The following is a 19,469-nucleotide window of genomic DNA, read 5'->3' on the forward strand; positions in this document are numbered from 1 at the left end:
CTCTCCCGTCCACCGCCCCGTCCACCGTGCCTTCCGCCTCTTCCGCCTCTTCGCCGTCCAGGAGCAACATGTCGACCCCCGCGCCCGCCGGTGCCCCGCCGGTCACCGAGGTGTGCCGGCTGACCGTCGTCCACACCGACGGCCGCTTCGACGTCTCCGTCCCCGTCTCCACCCCCGTCTCGGCCCTGCTCCCCGTGCTCCTCGGCAGGCTTACGCTGAGCCCGCAGGAGCGCGGCACCGTACAGGTGCTCCAGCGGCTCGGCGAGAACCCCCTCGACCCCGACGGCACCCCCGAGAGCCTCGGGCTGAAGCACGGCGACGTGCTCCACCTGCGGCCCGCCGAGGCCGCGCTGCCCGCGCTGCACTTCGACGACGTCGCCGACGGCGTGGCCCAGGTGATCGGCGGCCGGACGGACCGCTGGCAGCCGGTGGCCACCGTCCGCCTCGCGCTGGCGGCCGGGGCCCTGCTGCTGGCCGTCCTCGCCGCCGCCCTGCTCAGTGGCGGCCCGGGACCGCTCACCGCGGCCACCACCGGCGTGAGCGCCGCCGCGCTGCTGGCGGCCGCCTGCCTGGTGGGCACCCGGCCCGGCGCACGGCGCGGCACCGTGCTGACCGCCGCCGTCGGCGCCATGGCCCTCGCCGCCCTCGCCGGGCTCACCTTCCGCGGCGGGCCGGACCACGCGTTCCTGCTCGGCCCGGCCGAGGTCCTCGCCGGCGCCATCGCCACGGCCGTCGTCTGCGGCGTCCTGCTGATCGTCCGTCCGCTGCCGTTCCTGCTGCCAGGCACCGCGCTGCTCACCGCGGTCGCGGCGGCGGCCGGTGCCGGCCTGGTCCACGTCGCGCACTGGGACGCCGCGCAGGCCCTCGCGGTGGTCGCGGCGGCCCTGTTCGTCCTCGGGCAGCTCGGCCCGCGGCTGGCGCTGCGGCTGGCCGGGGTGCGGGTGCCCGCCCTGCCGCACGACGCCGAGGAGCTCCAGCAGGACATCACCCCCGAACCCCAGGCCCGCCTGGAGCGCGCCGCCGGGGCGGCCAACGACTACCTGGACGCGCTGGCCCTGGCGTCGGCGGTGCTGTACGCCGCGGCCTTCTGGTTCCTGGTGCGCGAGCCCGGCTGGATCAACTGGGTGCTGCCGCTGGTCCTCGCCGGCGCGGTGCTGCTGCGCTCGCGCGGGCTCACCGGCGTCCTGCAGCGGGTCTGCGCCGTGCTCGCCGGCACGCTCGGCCTGGCGCTGCTCCTGCTGGCGCACGCCGCCTCGCACGGCACCGCCGCCCGGATCCTGGTGCCCGCCGCGCTGCTCGCCGCGGCCGTCCTCCTGCTGGTCCGCGCGCCCCGGCTGACGGACCGGCTGCTGCCGATCTGGGGGCACGCCGGGGACATCCTGGAGACGGCCACCGTGATCGCCCTCCTGCCGCTGGTCCTCCAGGCCCTGCACGTCTACAGCGCGCTGCGCGTGCTGGCGAGCTGAGCGGGGGCCGGGCATGCAGACACGACGCGACCACCTCCAGGCGTACCGCTTCGCCATGGCCCGCCTGGCCACCGCCCTCGTCCGGGGCGACGTCGGCCGCGGCGAGGGACCGACCGGGCGGGCCACGCTCGCCACCGTGCTCGGCGCCGGAGTCGTGGTGCTGCTCTGCGTCGGCTTCGCCGTCTACGGGCTCATCGCGCCCGTCGCGGACACCCGTTGGCGCAACCCCGGGTCGATCATCGTGGAGCAGCAGACCGGCAACCGGTACCTGCTCCTCGACGGACAGCTCCGGCCGGTGCGCAACTACGCCTCCGCCCTCCTCCTCGGCGGCAAGAGCAGCGCCGTCCACACCGTCTCCGGCGCCGAACTCGGCACCACCCCGCACGGCGCCCCCGTCGGCATCCCCGGCGCCCCCGACTCGCTGCCCGCGCCCGCGGGCCTGCTGCCCGGCCCCTGGACCTGGTGCCTGCGGCCCGACCTCGCGGGCGGCCAGCTGCTCGACCTCGCCCCCGACGGCCAGACCGCCGCGTTCCCCGACGACCGGCAGGTGCTGCTCGCCGCCCCCGACGGCTCGCACTGGCTGCTCTGGCGCGGCGTCCGCTACCCCGTGCCCTCCGACACCGCGCTCATCGCGCTCGGCCTGGACGGCGACCGCCCGGTGCCCACCCCGCAGAACTGGCTCGGCGCCCTGCCCACCGGCGCCCCGCTGGCCGCCGCCGTCCCGGACACCGGTAAGCCGGCCGGCCGGGTCGCCGGACACGAGGTCACCGTCGGCCAGCTCTTCCGCACGGCCACCGGCGGCGTCCAGCACTCCTACGTGATGACCGACGCCGGCGTCGCCCCGGCCAGCGCCACCGCCGCGGCCCTGTTGGCGGCCCGCCCCGGCGCCCCGGCCGTCCTGACCGTCGGCGCCACCGACATCGCCGCCGCCCCCGTCTCCCCCGACCAGTCGCTGCTCACCGCGCTGCCGGACGTCCTCGGCGCCCCCGGCCTGGACGCCGGCGCCCAGACCGCCTGCCTGCGCCAGCGCGCGGACGGCACCAGGCTGACCAGCCAGCTGGTCGTCGAGGGCGGCCAGGCCGCCACCGGGACCCGGACCGTGCTCGTCCCGCCGACCCGCGGCATGCTCGCCGTCGACCTGGAGCAGCTCGCCCGCCAGAACGGCAACGCGCAGACGTTCCTGGTGACCGATCAGGGCATCGCCTACCCGCTCGGCGACAGCCGCGCCGGCACGGCCCTCGGCATCACCGGCGCCCCCGCGACCGCGCTGCCGGAGGACCTCCTCAAGCTCCTCGGCCACGGCCCGACGCTCACCGCCCGGACGGCCGCCGACACCGTGCAGGGAGGCTAGCCGTGCGCCTCGCGATGAAGCCCGCCCGCGCCGCCGGCCCCGCCCTGCGGATCCGGACCGCCGGGCACGCCCTGCTGGTCCACCCCAAGGGACCGCCGGAGCCCAGCGCGCTGGCCTTCGCCGGGGCGCTCACGCCCGACCCCGAGCACACGCTGGTCGTGGTGGACCTGCTGCCCGCCGACCTCGACACCGCCTGGCCGGCACTCGCCGACCTGCTCGCCCGCCGCCCCGGCAGCCTCCGCCTGGTCTTCCACCCCTCGGTGGAGGGCCCGCCGGTCGGCCAGCGGATCGCCGACCAGCTACGGCGGACGGTCCTCACCCCCGACGGCGAGGCGCTGCCCACCGCCGGCGGCGGCCTGTTCGTCCCCGCCGACAGCGGCACCGGCTGGCTGCGCCTGCGGCCCGGCCGCGCGGCCGAACGCGACTCGCACCGCTACCCCAAGCCGCTGTGGGAGTTCGCCACCTACGACCGCATCTGGCAGACCAGCCCGCTCGGCGTCGTCGAACCCGTGCCCGGCGGCGTGTGGGTGCGCAGCGCCCGGCCCGCCGAACTCGCCGCCGGACGGCGCCGACTGATCGCCTCGCTGCCCGGCCACCCGAACGCGCTCACCGTCGTCCTCGGCAGCCCCGGCGGACCTGCCGTGCCGCTGGCCGACGTGACCCGCTTCTGGGGCACCGTGCTGCCCTCGGCCCGCACCGGCGTGCGGTTCGTCCACTTCGGGCCGGTCGCGCTGCCGGAGGGCAGCGGCGCGCTCGGACAGGTGCTGGCGGACGCGCTGCGCCAGCGCGTCGTGCTGTCGCCGGGGCCGACGGCCGCCGAGGCCGTCGGCGGCGGGCCGGTGCTCCAGGGCGAGGTGGTCTACTCGCCGGCGCCCGGGTACCTGGCGGAGCCGCCGGCGTGGAACGCGGATGCGGACGCCCCTGCGGTGCGGGTGGTGGAGCCGCCGGTCGCGCCCGTCGAGGCGCCGGTGTCGGTGCCGGTGTCGACGGCGGCTGCCGAGGGGGTCGTCGAGCTCGGCCCGGTGCCGGTGAGCGCGCCGACGCCGGCAGCTGGGACGGTCGTCGATGTGGAGCCGGTGACGGTGGGCGCGCCGATGCCGGCGGCCGGGGCTGTCATCGAGCCGAACCCAGTGACGGTGAGTGCGCCCACGCCCGCCGCCGGGACGGTCGCCGAGCCGGACCCGGAGCCGGTGAGCGGCCCGGATCCGGTGGCGGAGCCCGTCTCCGCGCCGCTGCCGCTGCCGACGTCGCTGGTGACGTCCTCCCCGGGTCCGGTCGCCGACTGGCCGGCTCCGGCCTTCGAGCCGAAGGTCCCCGTGCTGGAGACGGAGTCCGAGGCCCTCCCCGAGCACGCGCCCGCCCCGACGAGTCCCCCGGTCCTCACGTCCCTGCTGGAGTCGGCTCCGCCGGAGCCCGTGGCGCCCGTCGCGCCCGTCGCGCCGGTCCCCCCGGTCACGCCCGTCACGCCGCCGCTGCCGTCCATCGAGCCCTCCAACGCCCCTGCCGCCAACCCCGAACCGACGACGCCTGCCCCGGCACCCGAGCCCGCGACGCCGGTCCCCCCGGTCGCGCCCGTCACGCCGCCGCTGCCGTCCATCGAGCCGTCGAACGCCCCTGTCGTCGCCCCCGAGGCAGCGCCGACGGCCCCGCCCGCCGAAGCCCCGCCGACGCCCGCTCCCACCCCCGCGCCCGTCCCGGCGATGCCCCGGATCCGCCTGGAGTCCGGCGCCCCCAGCACGCCGCCCGTCGAGCCCTCCCCTGCCCTCGACGCCCCGGCGCCCCCGCCCACCGCGCCCACCACACCCACCACGCCGACGCTTCCCCCGGCCGCCACCCGCGCGACCGCCGTACGCGTGCAGCCCGTCCCGTCGGCCGCCGCCCTCGCGCTGCCGCCCGAGCGCGGGCTGGAGCGCGAACGCGACTGGGTGCGCCGCAAGTTCAGCGCCCAGTACCACGCCGTCGCGGGCACGGTGGCCCGGGTGATGTCCGAGTCGCCGGGCCTGCGCAGTTCCTCGCGCGCACTGGACGGCGACGCCCTCACCGACCTCGTCGCCGTACGCCTCTACCTCTCCGGCGACAGCGCCGCCGTCGACGCCGCCGTGCGCGCCGGAACGGCGGGCCCGCACGTGCCGCTGGCCCGCTGCGTGGCGTCCGGGCTGAACCGCCTGCCCTCGTACCGGGGTGTGGCCCTGCTGCGGGCCGCGGTCTCCGGTCCGGAGCTCGACTGGTACGAGGAGGGCAGGGCGGCCACCGAGTGGGCGTTCTGCACCGCGCGGATCACCGTGCCCGAGACCCCCGGCGACGGCACCACCGACTTCCTGATCTGGTCGATGACCGCGCGCCGGACGAGCCTGCTCGACCCCTCCGACCCCGACCGCGTGCTCTTCCCGCCCGGGACGGCCTTCAAGGTGCTGCGCGCGGGCTCCGCGACGGAACCGGTGCTGCTGCGCGAGCTGCTGCCGTCCGAGGGCGACGACGACACCGACCCGGACGCCCCCCGGCTGCCGCTGGACGAGATCGCCCTGGAGGGCCTCACCCAGGCCGCCGAGCAACTGCCCACCCACGGACGCCCCGGGCCCGGCGGCCCGCCGCTCACCGCCCCGCCCGGACTGATCACCGCCCCGCCCGAGCCGTCGGCCCGCGCCGCCCAGGGCACCCGTGCACCTATCGAGGGAGCAGAGAAGTGACCCGGCAAGTCCTCCTGGTGTCCGGCGACCGGCCGGGCGCCCACCGGTCCATCGCCGCCGCCCTGGCCGACGCCGTGGACGGCGCGCTGATCACCGTCGCACCGGGCCGCTACGACGAGGCGCTGACGGTCACCAAGGCGGTGACGCTGGCCGCCGAGGGCCCGGCCGGCACCGTGCGGATCCACTCCGCGGCCGGCAGCACGGTGGTGCTCGACGCGGAGGCCGTCCAGCTGTCCGGCCTGCACCTGAGCGGCGCGGACCGCGAGGCGCCGGTCCTGGACGTGCGGCGCGGGCAGGCCGCGCTCGACGGCTGCCAGGTCGCGGGCGAGGCCTGGGCGGCGGTCCTGGCCTGGCACGAGGGCGTGCTCGGCCTGCGCGACTGCACGGTGACCAATACGCAGGGCGCCGGGATCGTCGTGACCTCCGGCGGCGGCAACGTCGTGGAGCGCTGCGAGATCACCGACGTCGGCTCGTCGGCCGTCGTGGTCGCCGAGCACGGGCGGCTGACCGTGCGCGAGTGCTCCGTCCGGGGCGCCCGGGGCAACGGGATCTGCGTCAACGGCCACGGCACCGCGCTGGTCGAGTCCTGCCGCATCGACGGCAGCGGCAAGCCCGCGATCGCCGTCGAGCAGAACGGCCGCGCGGACCTGCGCAAACTCACCGTCACCGGCAGCGCCGCCCTGGACGCCTACCTCACCAGCGCCGTCCAGACCCTGCTGACCGACTGCACGTTCACCGGCTCGGGCGGCCAGGCCGTCCACGTCAGCGGCGGCGCGGCGCCGGTCCTGCGCAACTGCGTCATCGAGGGCGCCACGAGCGGCGGCGTGCAGGTCGCCGCAGGCTCGCGGGCGCAGCTGGAGCACTGCCGGATCGCCGGCACGCCGGTGGGCCTGCTGGTCGAGGCCGGCGGCGAGGCGGACTGCGCCGACCTCACGGTGACCGGCGCGGGCGTGGCCGCCAGGGCCACCGGCGAGGCCAAACTGACGGTGCGGCAGGGCGAGTTCACGATGGACGGCGGTCCGGGCGGCATCGGCCTGGACCTCGCCGACCGCGCGCAGGCGTCGCTCACCGGTCTGCGCCTGCGCGCCACCGCGGGCACCGGCCTGGCGATGGCCGGCGGCGCCCGCGCCGAGCTGACCGCCACCCTCCTGGAGGGCTGCCGGACCGTCGTCGGCCCCGACTGCGAACTCACCGCCCGGGACAGCGGGTTCGCCGGTTCGGACGCCGACGGCATCAAGGTCTCGGGCGGCGGCGCGGTGACGGCCGTCGGCTGCCGGATCAGCGGCGCGCGCGGCCACGGCCTGAACGTCCAGGCGTCCTCCCGCGCGGAACTGGACAACTGCGCCGTCTTCGACAACTCCGGTGACGGCGTGCGCTGCAACACCGACGAGCCGGTGCGCGTGCACGACTGCGAGATCCGCGACAACGGCGGCACCGCGGTCCACCAGCTCAAGTCCGGCGGACGGGTCTCGGTCGAGCGCCTCGACACCGGCGGCGACGAGCGCACCGCGCCGGCCGGGGGTGGCGGGCAGGGACCGGCCGACCCGGCGGGCGCGCCGCGCCACCTGGGCACCGGGCCGCTCGCCGAACTGGAGGCCCTGGTCGGCCTGGAGAGCGTCAAGCACGAGGTCACCGGCCTGATCAACGTCAACAAGATGGCCCAGCGGCGCCAGGAGATGGGCCTGCCGATGCCGCCGATGAGCCGCCACCTCGTCTTCGCCGGGCCGCCCGGCACCGGCAAGACGACCGTCGCCCGGCTGTACGGCGCCGTCCTCGCCGAGCTCGGCATCCTCAGCCAGGGCCACATCGTCGAGGTCGCCCGCGCCGACCTGGTCGCCCAGATCATCGGCGGCACCGCGATCAAGACCTCCGAGGTCTTCACCAAGGCGCTCGGCGGCGTCCTCTTCATCGACGAGGCGTACACCCTGACCAACCAGTCCCGGGGCAGCGGACCGGACTTCGGGCAGGAGGCCGTCGAGACCCTGATGAAGCTGATGGAGGACCACCGCGACGAGATCGTCGTCATCGTGGCCGGCTACTCGGCGCAGATGGACCAGTTCCTCGCCTCCAACCCGGGCATGGCCTCCCGCTTCGCCCGGACCGTCGAGTTCCCCAACTACAGCCCCGCCGAGCTGGTCACGATCGTGCGCGGCCTGTGCGCCAAGCACTTCTACGAACTGGACGCCGGCGCCCTGGAGGCGCTCAACCGCTACTTCGAGGACGTGCCGAAGGGCGCCACGTTCGGCAACGGCCGCGTCGCCCGGCAGGTCTTCGAGGAGATGATCAGCCGGCAGGCGTCCCGGCTGGCCGTCCACCCGCCGACCGACGACAGCGAACTGAGCCGGCTGAGCAGCGAGGACGTCATCACCGTCCCCGGCGACCAGGCGGGCGTCCAACCGGCCGCCCAACCGGCCACCCAGCCGGCCGCCCGGGCCACCGCGCCGACGGCGTCCGCCGCGCCGGTCCCCGTGAGCGAGGGCACTCTCCCGCTCGACACGCCTGCGCTGCGCCGCATCGACGGCCTCGTCGGCCTGGACGGCGCCCGGCGGACCCTGCGCTCCCGCCTCACGCAGCTGGCCCGCCTCCGCGACGCCGGCGAACCGCTCGCCGGCCTGGGCAACATCATCCTCCAGGGCCCGCCCGGCGGCGGCCGTCGGGCGCTCGCCGGGCTATACGGGCGCGGCCTGGCCGAACTCGGCCTGCTGTCCACCGGCGTGACCCACCGGCTGGCGCTCTCCACCGTCCCGGCCCGGTGGGCCGAGCAGCCCGGGTTCCGGTTCGCCGCCGCCTGCGCCGAGGCGGAGGGCGGGCTCCTCCTGCTGGACCTGGACCCGGCCTTCGCCGAGCGCGCACCCGCCGCCCGCACCGCCGTGCTGACGTCGCTGACCCGGCTGGCCGCCTCGGGGCCGGGCGTGGTGCTGGCCCTGAGCGGCAGCACGGCCCACGTCATGGAGGTGCTGGGCGAGCACACCGACCTGATGGAGGCCTTCGCCGAGAACGTCGAACTCGCCGCGTACCGCGCGGAGGAGCTCGTGACGCTCACCGACCGCCGCCTGCGCTCGCTCGGCTTCCAGCTGGGCGAGGCGGCGGGCACCGAGCTGGTCGCGCGGTACACCACGCAGCCGCCGCAGGGCGGCGCGTTCGCGGCGCACCGGCTGGGCGACGCGCTGGCCCGCTCGGCCCGCGCGCGCACCGTCACCGTCGAGGACCTGCCGCCCGTGCCCACCGCACCGGAGACGCCAGCCGCGCCGCCGCCGCAGACCGTCCCGGTCCCCCAAGAGCCCCGGACGCCGGGCACCGCACCCCTGGTGCACTCCTGACCCCGGCTCCGAGACCCCGCACGGTGCGCGAGCGCCGTGCGACCCCCGAAATGAAAGGACGTACCCATGGCACTGACCTCCGTGGAAATCCAGGGCATGACGGCCGCCCAGGGCACCTTCCAGACCGCCCTGGACGAGGCCAGCGGCTCGTACGCGCAGATGGAGGGCCAGATCGACGGCCTGCGCGGCAGCTGGAGCGGCGAGGCCGCGCAGGTCTACCACCAGGCGATGCAGGACTGGCTGACCGACTTCCAGAAGGTCAACCAGGCGCTGACCACGATGCTGGAGAAGCTCGCGGCCAACACCAACGTGTACGCCAACACCCACGAGAACACCCAGCAGATCGCCGGCCAGGTGGCCTCCGCCATGGCCTCCGGCGTCACCGGCCTGCCCGGCTTCCCGGTCTGAGCCACCCCCTTCCACCGCCGGCGGCGGTCCGCACCGCCCCGGCACCCCGTCCCAGTCGAGGAGAACGCAGCATGAGCACGTACACGGTCCAGATGGAGCAAGTCGACTACATCGTCGGCGAGATGAACGCCATCACCCAGAAGCTCAACCAGACCCTGGCCGAGCTGGACAGCCAGGCCAGGATCAACCTGCAGGCGTGGACCAGCGACGCCCAGGCGACCTACACCCAGGTCAAGGCGCAGTGGGACCAGGCCGCGGCCGACATGACGGCCAAGGCCGCCACCGCCGTGCAGATGCTCGGCACCATCAACGAGTACTACTCCCACGGTGAGCGCCAGGGCGTTCAGCTCTGGGGCTGACGGCATGCCGGGCTACATCCCCCCGAACCACTACAAGCCGAAGCCGAAGCCCCCGATCGACCCGTACCACGGGAGCACCAGCGTCCCCGACGCCACGGGCACCGGGACGGCGACGGCGCACACCACGTTCACCGCGCCGCCGGTGCCGCCCCCGGACGGCCAGCACAGCGGGACGTCCGTGGACACGGCCTCGATGGAGACCTTCGCGAAAAACATCCAGCTGCTCATCCAGCCGACCAACGACGCGCGGAAGCTCCTGGACGCGGTCAACATCGCGCCGGGCGCCTTCTACCACGCGAACAAGATGCGCATCGCGGTCAACGGCCCCAACGGGGACGACGGGCTGAAGAAGCAGTTCGAGAAGGTGCTGGACGACCTGGCCAAGGGTCTCACCGACCTGCACCAGGGCGTCATCGACCTGGCGACGAAGTACAAGACCATCGAGGACGCCAACCACATGGCGTCGACCGAGCTGCAGACCTTCATGGGCAACTCGTCGGCGGACTTCGGCGGCCTGGTCACCGATGCCGGGGGCAGCCCGGCCCCCGGTGGCGGCGGCGGAGGCGGGGGCGGCGGCAAGCCGGGCAACGGCAACACCTGACGACCCCGCGCAGGAACCCCGTCCGGGTCCCCCGCACCACACGCGGGGGACCCGGCGGGACCGCCGGGCCCGGACACCGGGCCACACACCGGGCACCACACCGGACGGGACGGCCGACGGACGGCGGAACGACAGGAGGGAGAGGGCGCGATGGGCGACCCGAACTACAACGGCAACGGCTTCAACCAGGGCAACGACGGCGCGGTCTACGGCGCGCCCGGCAGCGACCCCGGCTCGACGGGCGACTACGAGACCTGGGACTGGAAGCAGATCGAGGCCGCCATCAACGGCATGGCCGCCGGCACCGGCGACGACAGCGGCCACGGCAAGTCGGTCTCCGACCCGCAGTCGCTGCAGAACGCGGCCGACACCTTCTACCAGGTCCAGCTGCTCCTCGCCGGCGTCGCCAAGAGCCTCGTCGACCAGGGCAAGGCCCTCGCCGGCGAGCACGGCCCGTGGAAGGGCGACGCGGCCGACGCCTTCACGACCATGCTGACCACCTTCTCCAAGCAGGTGCAGGCCACCGCCGACGTCCTGTCCGGCGGTTCGACCCACACCTACTCCGTTCCCCAGCAACTCGCGGACAACGCGGTCAACCTGGTCAACGCCCAGAACCTGATCTCCCAGATCGACACCTGGTACGCCAACCAGGCCATCGCCCAGGGCGTGACCGCGATGTCCAACGGGCTCATCCCGATCAGCCAGAAGCCCGAGCTGGTCAAGATGATGACCGCCGACATGCGCAAGGTGCTGAAGAGCCTGGCCGGCGAGTACCAGGTCACCATCGACTCCGTCCGCGCGCCGGCCCCGATCACCCCGCCGGTCAACCAGCCCAAGCTGACGGACACCAACGCGCCGAACACCAAGCTGCCCGACCTCAAGGACTTCGAGCACGGCGGCCCGAACCAGCTCGGCCCCGCCAAGAGCTTCAACATGCCCGACCTGAAGAAGTTCAGCGGCGCGCCGCAGCCCTTCCCCGGCGACCTGGGGACCGGCCACGGCCCCGGCGCGGGCGGCCTCAAGAACTTCTCCGCGCTGAGCGACGGGCCGGGCACCGGCGGCCTGCACTTCCCCGGCGGCCTGGGCACAAACGGCCCCGGCACCGGCCTGCCGGTCAGCGGCCTGCCGACCACCGGACTGCCGTTCCCCGGCAAGCTCGGCACGGGCGGGCCCGGCACCGGCGTGCCGGAGACGGCCGGCCTCGACCCGCTCGCCTTCGACCACGCGATCAACCCCGGCACCGGCAGCGGGGTCCGCTTCCCCGGCAGCACCGGCGTGGGCGACTTCGGCAACCTGCCGGGCGTCGCGCCGGTCGGCCTGCCGGGGACGACCACCAACGCCCGGGGCGCCCGGTTCCCCGGCCAGACCGGCACCGGCAGCGGCGCCGGCGAACTCTCCTCCCCGCACGGCACGTTCGGCACCGGCAAGCCGGTGGCCTTCCCCGGCGCCACCGGCGTCGGCTCCGGGACCGGCTCGCACGGCCTGGGCGGTGGGCTCGGCAGCGGCCTTGGCGACGGGCTGGGCAGCGGCATCGACGCCGGCTCCCCGGCCGCCTTCCCCGGTCTCACCGACGGCCTGGGCACCGGCACCGCCTTCCCCGGCCAGACCACGACGGAGTCCGGCCTCCCCGGCGCCTTCTCCCCGGCCGGCGGCACCGGTCTCGTCTCCGAGGGCCCCGGCGCCGGCATGGGCGGCGCGGGCATGGGTGGCGCAGGCATGCCGATGATGCCCGGCATGGGCGGCGGCGCCGCCGGGCAGAACGCACCCGGCGAACGCAGCGACGCCTCCGGCCTGCTGGACGCGAACGGCGAGCCGTGGGCCGGCAGCCCCCTCACCGGCGAGGAGGTCGGCTCCCCGCTCGGCACCGCCGCCGGTGGCGCGGCCCTGGACCTCCCGCCGGTCAAGACCGCCGACCTGGACGGCCCGGGGCTCGGCCTGCCCGACGCCCAGGCCGCGCCCGGCGCCACCGTCCTGCCCGGCTTCGGCGCGGCCGGGGGCGCGGCGGGCGCAGCGGAGGCGCCCGGCATGGGGATGCCGATGATGCCCGGCATGGGCGGCGGCGCCGCCGGGCAGAACGCGCCCGGCGAGCGCAGCGACGCCTCCGGTCTGCTGGACAGCGACATCGAGCCGTGGGCGGACGAACTGGACGCGGCGGAGGAGGAGATCACCGCCGGTGCGCTCGCGGGCGGTCCCGGTCTCACCACGGCCGGCGGGAGCCCCGTCACCGTTTCCGGCGACGCGCCTCTCGGCGCCGAACCCGCTGCGATCGCCGGGCAGGAGGCTCCGGCCGAGCAGGCCGTCCTCGGCTCGGACGGGCTGCCGCTGCCGGTGGCACCGACCGCTCCGGCAGCACCAGCCGCGCCGGTCGCACCTGCCGCTCCGGTCGTCGTGCCGGAGTGGGAGGAGCCCGCAGCGCCGGTCGCGCCGGTCGCGCCGGTCATCGTCGCGGCGGCCGCTGTCGCCGCTGTCGCGGTCGCCGCCACCACCGTCGAGGAGAAGAAAAAGAGCTCGGCGGAGGCAGAGGTCGAGGCGGAGGCACCCGAGATCACCGTGGTCGAGCCCGAGCCCGAGCTCGAAGAGGTGGCCCCGGCGGCGGCCTCGCCTGCCGACCCGCTGTCCGCGCCGCTGCCGCTGCCGACCGAGAGCGGCGAGCACGAGGAGCACGAAGCCTGGGAGGCGGCCGGCTCGGCCTTCGTCCCGCTGCTCTGGACGGTGCCGACCGAGGACGAGGAGGAGGTCATGGCCCCCGGCTACACCACGGAGGCAACGGCCACCTGGAGCGGGGAAGCGGGACGACCCGAGCCGGAGGAGCCGCAGTTCGCGGTCTGGCGGCCGGACCGCTCGGCACCGGCCGCCGCCGCACCGGGGCAGTCGGCGTTCGCCTTCGACCCCACCACCGTCTCGTGCGGGGCCGGCGCCGCCGGGGACGAGCCGCTCCTCATGGAGGACGAGTCGGCCGAGGAGCCGGAGGCCGAACCGGAGGCTCCCCGCGGCATCGCCGACCTGCTGGTCCAGGAGAGCGACGCCTGGGGCAGCGCACCCAAGGAGGGCTTCTCGGCCCTCGGCTGACGGAGCACCCGACCCACTCGGGCGTGTCCTCCGGCCCACCGACCCGAGCCGGAAGACACGCCCCGGGCCCCCGCCGGCCCGCGAGACCGCACGACACCCCCGAGGAGGGGCGCATGAGCACCACACCGTACGACCAGGGCATCGAGGACCTGCTGGCGCTGTACCACCGGCAGCGCGAGGAGGCCGTCGAGACCCGCCGCAGGATCAACGAGGTCACCTCGACCGCCACGGCCCCCCGTCAGACCGTCGAGGTGACCGTCACCGCGCAGGGCGAGGTCACCGCCATCGACTTCCCCACCGGCGCCTTCCGCCGGATGGCTCCCAAGGAGCTGTCCGAGCTCCTGCTGGCCACCATCCGGCAGGCCCGCGCCCAGGCACTCCAGCAGGTCGCCGAGCTGACGTCGCTCGGCCTGCCGCCCGGCGTCTCGGTCGCCGACCTGCTCCAGGGCAAGGCCGATCCGACGGCCATGCTCGCCGAGGACCCGACGATGCCCGACTCGGTGCGGGACTACCTCGCCGCGGGCGGCCCCTCGGCGACCCGCGGCAGCGCCCGGCGCAGCGGAACGGAGGACTGACGATGGCGAACGAGTCGTTCTCGGTCGACACCGACGGACTGCACCTCCAGCTGCCCTACGTCCAGCAGCTCGCGGCCCGCTTCAAGGGGATCGCCGGCGGGCTGGAGGGCCGGCTGTCGGACCTGGGCCCGTGCTGGGGCGACGACGCCACCGGCGAGGAGTTCTTCAAGCAGTACGACGCCCCGCACCAGGAGATCCACAAGGGCATCGGCGGCATCGGCCAGGTGGTCCACAGCACCGCCGAGGGCATCCGCACCATGGCCGTCAACTTCGAACGCCTGGAGGACAACAACATCGAGTCCGTCCGCCGGATCAACACCGGCGCCGGCGAGCACCGGCCCGCCCCCGAGAGGCCCGTGCACGGATGAGCATCGACATGCCCCCGGAGCTCGCCTGGGTCGCCCGGCTGGCCGTCGGCCAGTCCTGGCCCAAGGGCGACGAGGACAAGCTGCGGGCGCTGGGCGCCGCCTGGTACGACACCGCCCAGCAGCTCGACTCGATCACCAAGGAGATCGGTCCGGCGACCCTCGGCGTGCGGAACAGCATCAGCGGCCCGGTCGCCGAGCAGTTCAACGCGTTCACCCAGCAGCTGCAGACCAACCTGCCGCAGATGGCCGAGGCCGCCAACCAGATCGGTGACCTGGGCGACAACACCGGGGTGCAGGTCGAATACGCCAAACTCATGGTCCTCGCTCAACTCATCTGGCTCGCGTATGAGTTGAGCACCCTCTCGTTCGCCGCACCGGAGGCGATCCCGGCCGCGATCACCTCCGCGCGCCTGATCGTCCAGATGATCCTCCGCCGGCTGCTGGTGTCGGTGATCTCCGGCGTCGGGTTCATGGTCGGGATGGACGCCCTGATCCAGAGCATCCAGATCCTGCTCCTGCACGACCGCACCAAGTGGGACACCGACAGCACCATCCAGGCCGTCGAGGGCGGCGCGATCGGCGGCGCCATCGGGGGCATCCTCGGCGGCGGACTCGGCGCGTTCGCACCGAAGTTCGGCGGCTCGCTGATCGGCAAGCTCGCCGTCGGCGGCGCCACCGGTGTGATCACCACCGCCACGATGACCGCCGCCTTCGGCGGAGACGCCGACTACACCTCGGCCCTCACCTCCGGCCTGATCGGCGCCCTGGGCGGCGGGAAGCACGGGCGCGGCGAGGAGGAGGGGAAGACCAAGATCGACCCCGTCAACCTCAAGGAGATCAAGGCTCCGGACCTCCATCTCCCGGACGTCCACCCGGTCGACGTGCACACTCCGGACGTCCACGCGCCGGACGTGCACACGCCGGATGTGCACACACCTGCCGTCCACCCGACGGACACCGCGCCCGCCCCGATACGGACCGGATCGGGCGACAACACCGCCGGGGTCAAGGAGACGACGACGCCCGACACCCGGCCCGTGACGGTCTCGGAGGACATCGGCACCCACACCGACACCCACTCCGTCGGCACGCCCGACGTGCGCACCGTCAACACGCCGTCCGTCTCCGAGAGCCACACGACGAACGAGGCCACCCACGGGCAGCCCGACACCTCCGTCGGCACGCAGGAGCGGACCAGCCCCCGCACCACGGACACCACCGTCGAGTCACCCGCCCGGACGACGGCATCGCGAGGCGAAACCGGCAGCACGACGGGATCCGGCCTCCACGGCAGCGAAACCACGACCTCGGCCCCGACGCCCCACCAGGAGTTGGGCCTCCCCGGCTTCGAGACCAAGCCGACCGACACGACCGCCGGAGCCACCCGCCCCGCCGAGACGCCCGGTACGACCGGTACGCCCGGTACAACCGGGATCACCGGACCCGCCGTCGCCGACAAGCCGACGACGACCGGCGCCGACGCCTCGCGCACCACCGACTCCCCCGCCACGAGCGGCAACAACACCACGGCCACGGCAACGGCCAACCAGCCCCGTCCCGGCGAAGGACAGGCACAGGCACCGGCGCAGACATCGGCGCAGACACCGGCGCAGACACCGGCACAGTCCCCCCGGGTCACCACCGAAACGAGCAGCACCAGCACCTCGACGGACAGCCGAACCGCCGCCCCCGTGCGAACCACCGGCGAGCCGGCCGTCACCCACACGGAAAGCAACCCCACCGCCCAGGCCCCGGTCGACCAGCCCCAGTCCGTCCATGCACCGGTCGATCACACCACGGTCGAGCACACCCCGGCCGATCACGTCTCCACCGGCCCGGTCGACGTCCATCACACAACCCCCGAGCACACCTCCACGGCCCCCGACGTCCCGCCGCCGCTCCCGCCCCACACGGCACCGCCCGAGCCCCCGCTGCCCGCCGCACCGCACGAGCCGGTGCGGGTCGACCTCGGCCCGATCGCCTTCGACGGCGGCTCCGCCGACCTCACCGCTCCCCGGCAGCAGGCCCTGAGCTCCACCGCCCGCCAGGTCGCCGACCTCGGGGTGCGCAACGCCCGCGACGGCGGCGGCCCGCCGGTGGTGACCGTCGAGGGACGCGCGAACGTCCTCGACCAGGGCCTCCCCCACTTCGGGAAGTCCCTGAAGCTGGGGCAGGAACGCGCCGAGGCGGTCGCCACCGCCCTGCGCAGCGAGCTCATGGACCGGCTGGAGACCCTCCAGAGCGACGGCCCGGTGGTGCTGCACGGCGACGACGTCACCGTCATCCCGCGCTCGCGCGGCAACCAGGACTTCGAACCGGGCTCGCCCGATCACACCGGCGACCACGTCGCGGTGAGCGTCGAACTGCCGCCGCCCCCACGCCTCGAAAGCGACCCCGGCACCCCGCACGACACCCACGAACAGCCCGCTTCCGTCGTCGTCCCGGTCGTCCCGCAGGTCCACGTCCCGGAGCCCACCCCCGAACCGGTCGCCCGCCCGGTCCGGCAGCCCGCCTCGCCCGACTGGCGTTCCCGCCTCGACGGCGCGCCGACCACCCGCGTGCACACCGAGCGCTTCGACCCCGCGCGTGACCCGCTCAAGGGCAACGCCCCGCACTCGCTGGCCGGTTCGCAGACCCTGGTCCGCTCCGTGGTGCGCCGCGTCCAGGCCGAGAACGGCACCTGGGTCCGCCACCACACCGTCGAGCTGCCGGTGAACCTCGGGCACAGCGGCATGTCGGCCGGCGAGCTGGCCGGCGTGCACGAGCGGATCCAGCGCGCGATCGACCACCACCTCAACGGCGGCCTCGAACTCCCGCGCTCCGGCGACCAGTTCCACCTCGACCTGAAGCTCGTCGCGGGCGACGACCACCCCGAGGCCATCACCATCGGCCGCAGCGACCAGCGGGTGCCGCTCGACCAGCGCTCCTGGAACGTGCCCGTCGACCCGGCCCACGACGACACCCACATGCCCCGGGTCGTCCACGAGGTCCTGCACTACCTGGGCCTCAAGGACGAGTACCAGGACCCCGACAGCCTGTTCCGCCGCAACGGCGACGGCCCCGGCGTCCACCGCGACGGCGTGATGGGCCACGACGTCAGCAGTTCCGCCGAGGTGCCCCACCGCTACCTGGAGACCATCGAGGACACGGTGGACCACACCGCCGTCGTCAAGGACCACCCGCACGGCGCCCCCGACGCACCCGAGACCGCCACCCGCACCGACCTTCCGCACATGGACGCCGACGACCTGGCCCGCTGGGACGCGCCGAAGGTCCTGGAGGTCGAGAAGACCGTCCAGGAGGACGCGGAACGCAGCTACCACGACATCGGCGCCGGCCTGGAGGGCCACCCGGACCTCCATCGGCGGTGGTACGACCCGGCCCAACGGCCCTCGATCGTCAAGGTCCTCACGGAGTGGGTCACGGCCCCCGCACCGCCGTCCATGCCGACGGCGAACGGTGGAGGCCGGAGCGCGGAATCCCGGGACGCGCTCTCCCGCGTCTACAAGACGAAGGACCAGGCGGCCTCGGCGGTCCTCGACCGGGTCAAGTCCCTCCCGATGGCCGAGATCGAGCGCGACCTCGCCCTGTCCGTCCGCCAGGACTCCGACATCCACGCGTCCAACTCGAACTTCGTGCAGACGAAGCTGATCCCGTGGCTGGCGGCGAACACGACGGGCAACGCCGAGTTCACGCAGCACCTCGGGAGCAGCAGCGCGGACCTGGCCGCCCTCAAGCGCCTGTACCTCCCGTTCGTCGAGCACGGCACGAAGACGATCAACGACATCCTCGGCTCACCCCACACCGAGTCGTTCTCCACGCTGATCTCGACCATCCACGACGTGGCGGAACTCATGTACATGGCGGAGCCGAAGGACCTCGCGCACCACGTCACCGTCAAGGAGATCAAGCCCACCACCGAGCCCGACGCGAGGGCCGCGCAGCAGGATTCCGACATCGAGTTCAGGGGCTACGTGCTCGGCGACGTCCCGGACCCCGCGTCGGAACGCACGTATCCCAACTGGACGAGCACCACGGCCGATCCGCCTCCGAACCCCCCTCTGGACCGGACCCCCGTCGAGCGGACCTTCCGCGGCGCAGCGGCCACCCCCAACCAGTTGGACCCGCACGTCGCGACCGCCGGCCGGCTGGGCTACCCGGTCTCGCTCGGCCCGTCGCGCACCACCGGCAAGCTGATCAGGCTCGCCCACGAGGCGGGCGCCACCCCGGAGGAGAAGAAGGCCCTCGCCTTCTCGCTCCTCAGCCTCTGGTACACCGACTACCGTCGCGACCTCACCGACATCCACCGCTACCACTTCGTGATGGACATGGCCGCGAACTTCGGCGTCGACTACGACCCGTTCTCGCGTCCCGTCCACCCGGTCACCGGCAAGGACGACTACCGCGACCTGATCGACAACGCCCTGAAGCGCCACCGCGACACCACGGCGGACCTCCAGCGGGACTACGTCCCGACGGAGCCCCCGCCGGTCGTCACCGAGAGCGCCCCCGCGGAAGCCTCCTCGTCCGCCGCGGCCGCGCCGGCACAGGGGCACGCGCAGGCGGAGCCCAACCTCAACATCCCGCAGAAGTGGGAGAACGAGGCGGGGGTGCTGGACCTGGTGCGCCGGCTCGCGAAGGCCCCCGGTTTCATGATCCAGGTTCCCGGTGATCCCGACTCGCTCGGCCGGGACACCCCTGAAGGGAGCGCCTGGGCAAGGGTGCTGGAACACGAGAGCGTCAAGGCCCAGCGGCTCCTCGGGAAACAACGACGGCCGGACGGCACGTGGTACATCTCGATCCCCCCGAAAATCCAGAAGATGCTGGGCCTCAAGTGAGCGACGCCGGACCGGCCCGAGGGACTCCGCCTCGGGCCGGCGCCCAGCGCCCTCCGCTGACAACAGCCGACAGCCGACAGCCGATTGACCGATAACGCTCTCGTGCACGGCGCGCATCGTCGACGAGGGCAAGGTCTCCCTCGACGCACCCATCGAGCGCTACCTTCCGGGCGTCGTGGACGGGAACGGCTTCGACGGCAACACCATCACCGTGCGCCGGCTCCTCCAGCACACCAGCGGCATCAAGGAATCGCAGAATCCAACCTCACAGAATGCGGCACGGGCTACGGCCTCGGCCTCCAGACCTTCCCGCTGCGCTGCGGCGGCGCGGCCTGGGGCCACAGCGGCGGGGTGCCCGGCTACACCACGATGACCCGTCTTCGCCCCCAACGGCCGCCACGCCTCACTGGTCTCCAACACGATGACC

The 19,469-nt window shown here is 74.6% G+C and carries 12 protein-coding genes; all 12 read left to right on the top strand.

The window, feature by feature from the left end:
• Positions 1-68: 68 nt before the first annotated feature.
• The 12 genes from eccD (at position 69) to ACFV4F_RS25555 (ending at position 19,415) form a co-directional block, all read left to right on the top strand.
• Positions 69-1,466, top strand: coding sequence for a type VII secretion integral membrane protein EccD (gene eccD, locus ACFV4F_RS25500; protein ID WP_380505658.1), 1,398 nt, complete (start codon positions 69-71; stop codon positions 1,464-1,466).
• A 13-nt stretch (positions 1,467-1,479) separates the two neighbouring features.
• The gene (gene eccB, locus ACFV4F_RS25505) at positions 1,480-2,817 is read left to right on the top strand and encodes a type VII secretion protein EccB (RefSeq protein ID WP_380505661.1); all 1,338 of its coding nucleotides are present in this window, start codon (positions 1,480-1,482) and stop codon (positions 2,815-2,817) included.
• 2 nt (positions 2,818-2,819) lie between these two features.
• Positions 2,820-5,504 (top strand): hypothetical protein, encoded by a 2,685-nt coding sequence (locus ACFV4F_RS25510; protein ID WP_380505663.1) that lies wholly within the window; start codon positions 2,820-2,822, stop codon positions 5,502-5,504.
• Positions 5,501-8,824, top strand: a complete 3,324-nt coding sequence (locus ACFV4F_RS25515) for a right-handed parallel beta-helix repeat-containing protein (RefSeq protein WP_380505666.1) — start codon at positions 5,501-5,503, stop codon at positions 8,822-8,824. Before ACFV4F_RS25510 ends, ACFV4F_RS25515 begins: the two co-directional genes overlap by 4 nt.
• Before the next feature lie 66 nt (positions 8,825-8,890).
• Positions 8,891-9,232 carry a WXG100 family type VII secretion target gene (locus tag ACFV4F_RS25520; protein WP_380444696.1) on the top strand — a complete coding sequence of 114 codons (342 nt, stop codon included), beginning with the start codon at positions 8,891-8,893 and terminating at the stop codon, positions 9,230-9,232.
• Between the two features lie 71 nt (positions 9,233-9,303).
• A complete protein-coding gene (locus ACFV4F_RS25525; RefSeq protein ID WP_380444695.1) occupies positions 9,304-9,591 on the top strand; it encodes a WXG100 family type VII secretion target in 288 nt (95 codons plus the stop codon).
• Positions 9,592-9,595: 4 nt separating this feature from the next.
• Positions 9,596-10,192, top strand: a complete 597-nt coding sequence (locus tag ACFV4F_RS25530) for a hypothetical protein (RefSeq protein ID WP_380505669.1) — start codon at positions 9,596-9,598, stop codon at positions 10,190-10,192.
• 150 nt (positions 10,193-10,342) lie between these two features.
• Positions 10,343-13,261 (top strand): hypothetical protein, encoded by a 2,919-nt coding sequence (locus ACFV4F_RS25535; protein ID WP_380505671.1) that lies wholly within the window; start codon positions 10,343-10,345, stop codon positions 13,259-13,261.
• Between the two features lie 113 nt (positions 13,262-13,374).
• Positions 13,375-13,836 (top strand): YbaB/EbfC family nucleoid-associated protein, encoded by a 462-nt coding sequence (locus ACFV4F_RS25540; RefSeq protein WP_380444690.1) that lies wholly within the window; start codon positions 13,375-13,377, stop codon positions 13,834-13,836.
• Positions 13,837-13,838: 2 nt separating this feature from the next.
• The gene (locus tag ACFV4F_RS25545; RefSeq protein WP_380444688.1) at positions 13,839-14,204 is read left to right on the top strand and encodes a WXG100 family type VII secretion target; all 366 of its coding nucleotides are present in this window, start codon (positions 13,839-13,841) and stop codon (positions 14,202-14,204) included.
• On the top strand, positions 14,201-19,042 hold the full coding sequence (locus tag ACFV4F_RS25550; RefSeq protein WP_380505674.1) for a hypothetical protein: 4,842 nt from the start codon (positions 14,201-14,203) through the stop codon (positions 19,040-19,042). Before ACFV4F_RS25545 ends, ACFV4F_RS25550 begins: the two co-directional genes overlap by 4 nt.
• A 151-nt stretch (positions 19,043-19,193) precedes the next feature.
• A complete protein-coding gene (locus ACFV4F_RS25555; protein WP_380505773.1) occupies positions 19,194-19,415 on the top strand; it encodes a hypothetical protein in 222 nt (73 codons plus the stop codon).
• The last annotated feature ends 54 nt before the right edge of the window (positions 19,416-19,469 follow it).

This window comes from Kitasatospora sp. NPDC059722, assembly GCF_042733235.1.
GTDB lineage: Bacteria > Actinomycetota > Actinomycetes > Streptomycetales > Streptomycetaceae > Kitasatospora.

Excerpts from the sequence above, each read along its gene's own strand:
- eccD (WP_380505658.1), top strand. The coding sequence starts at position 69 with ATGTCGACCCCCGCGCCCGCCGGTGCCCCGCCGGTCACCGAGGTGTGC.
- eccB (WP_380505661.1), top strand. The coding sequence starts at position 1,480 with ATGCAGACACGACGCGACCACCTCCAGGCGTACCGCTTCGCCATGGCC.
- ACFV4F_RS25520 (WP_380444696.1), top strand. The coding sequence starts at position 8,891 with ATGGCACTGACCTCCGTGGAAATCCAGGGCATGACGGCCGCCCAGGGC.
- ACFV4F_RS25525 (WP_380444695.1), top strand. The coding sequence starts at position 9,304 with ATGAGCACGTACACGGTCCAGATGGAGCAAGTCGACTACATCGTCGGC.
- ACFV4F_RS25530 (WP_380505669.1), top strand. The coding sequence starts at position 9,596 with ATGCCGGGCTACATCCCCCCGAACCACTACAAGCCGAAGCCGAAGCCC.
- ACFV4F_RS25535 (WP_380505671.1), top strand. The coding sequence starts at position 10,343 with ATGGGCGACCCGAACTACAACGGCAACGGCTTCAACCAGGGCAACGAC.
- ACFV4F_RS25540 (WP_380444690.1), top strand. The coding sequence starts at position 13,375 with ATGAGCACCACACCGTACGACCAGGGCATCGAGGACCTGCTGGCGCTG.
- ACFV4F_RS25545 (WP_380444688.1), top strand. The coding sequence starts at position 13,839 with ATGGCGAACGAGTCGTTCTCGGTCGACACCGACGGACTGCACCTCCAG.
- ACFV4F_RS25550 (WP_380505674.1), top strand. The coding sequence starts at position 14,201 with ATGAGCATCGACATGCCCCCGGAGCTCGCCTGGGTCGCCCGGCTGGCC.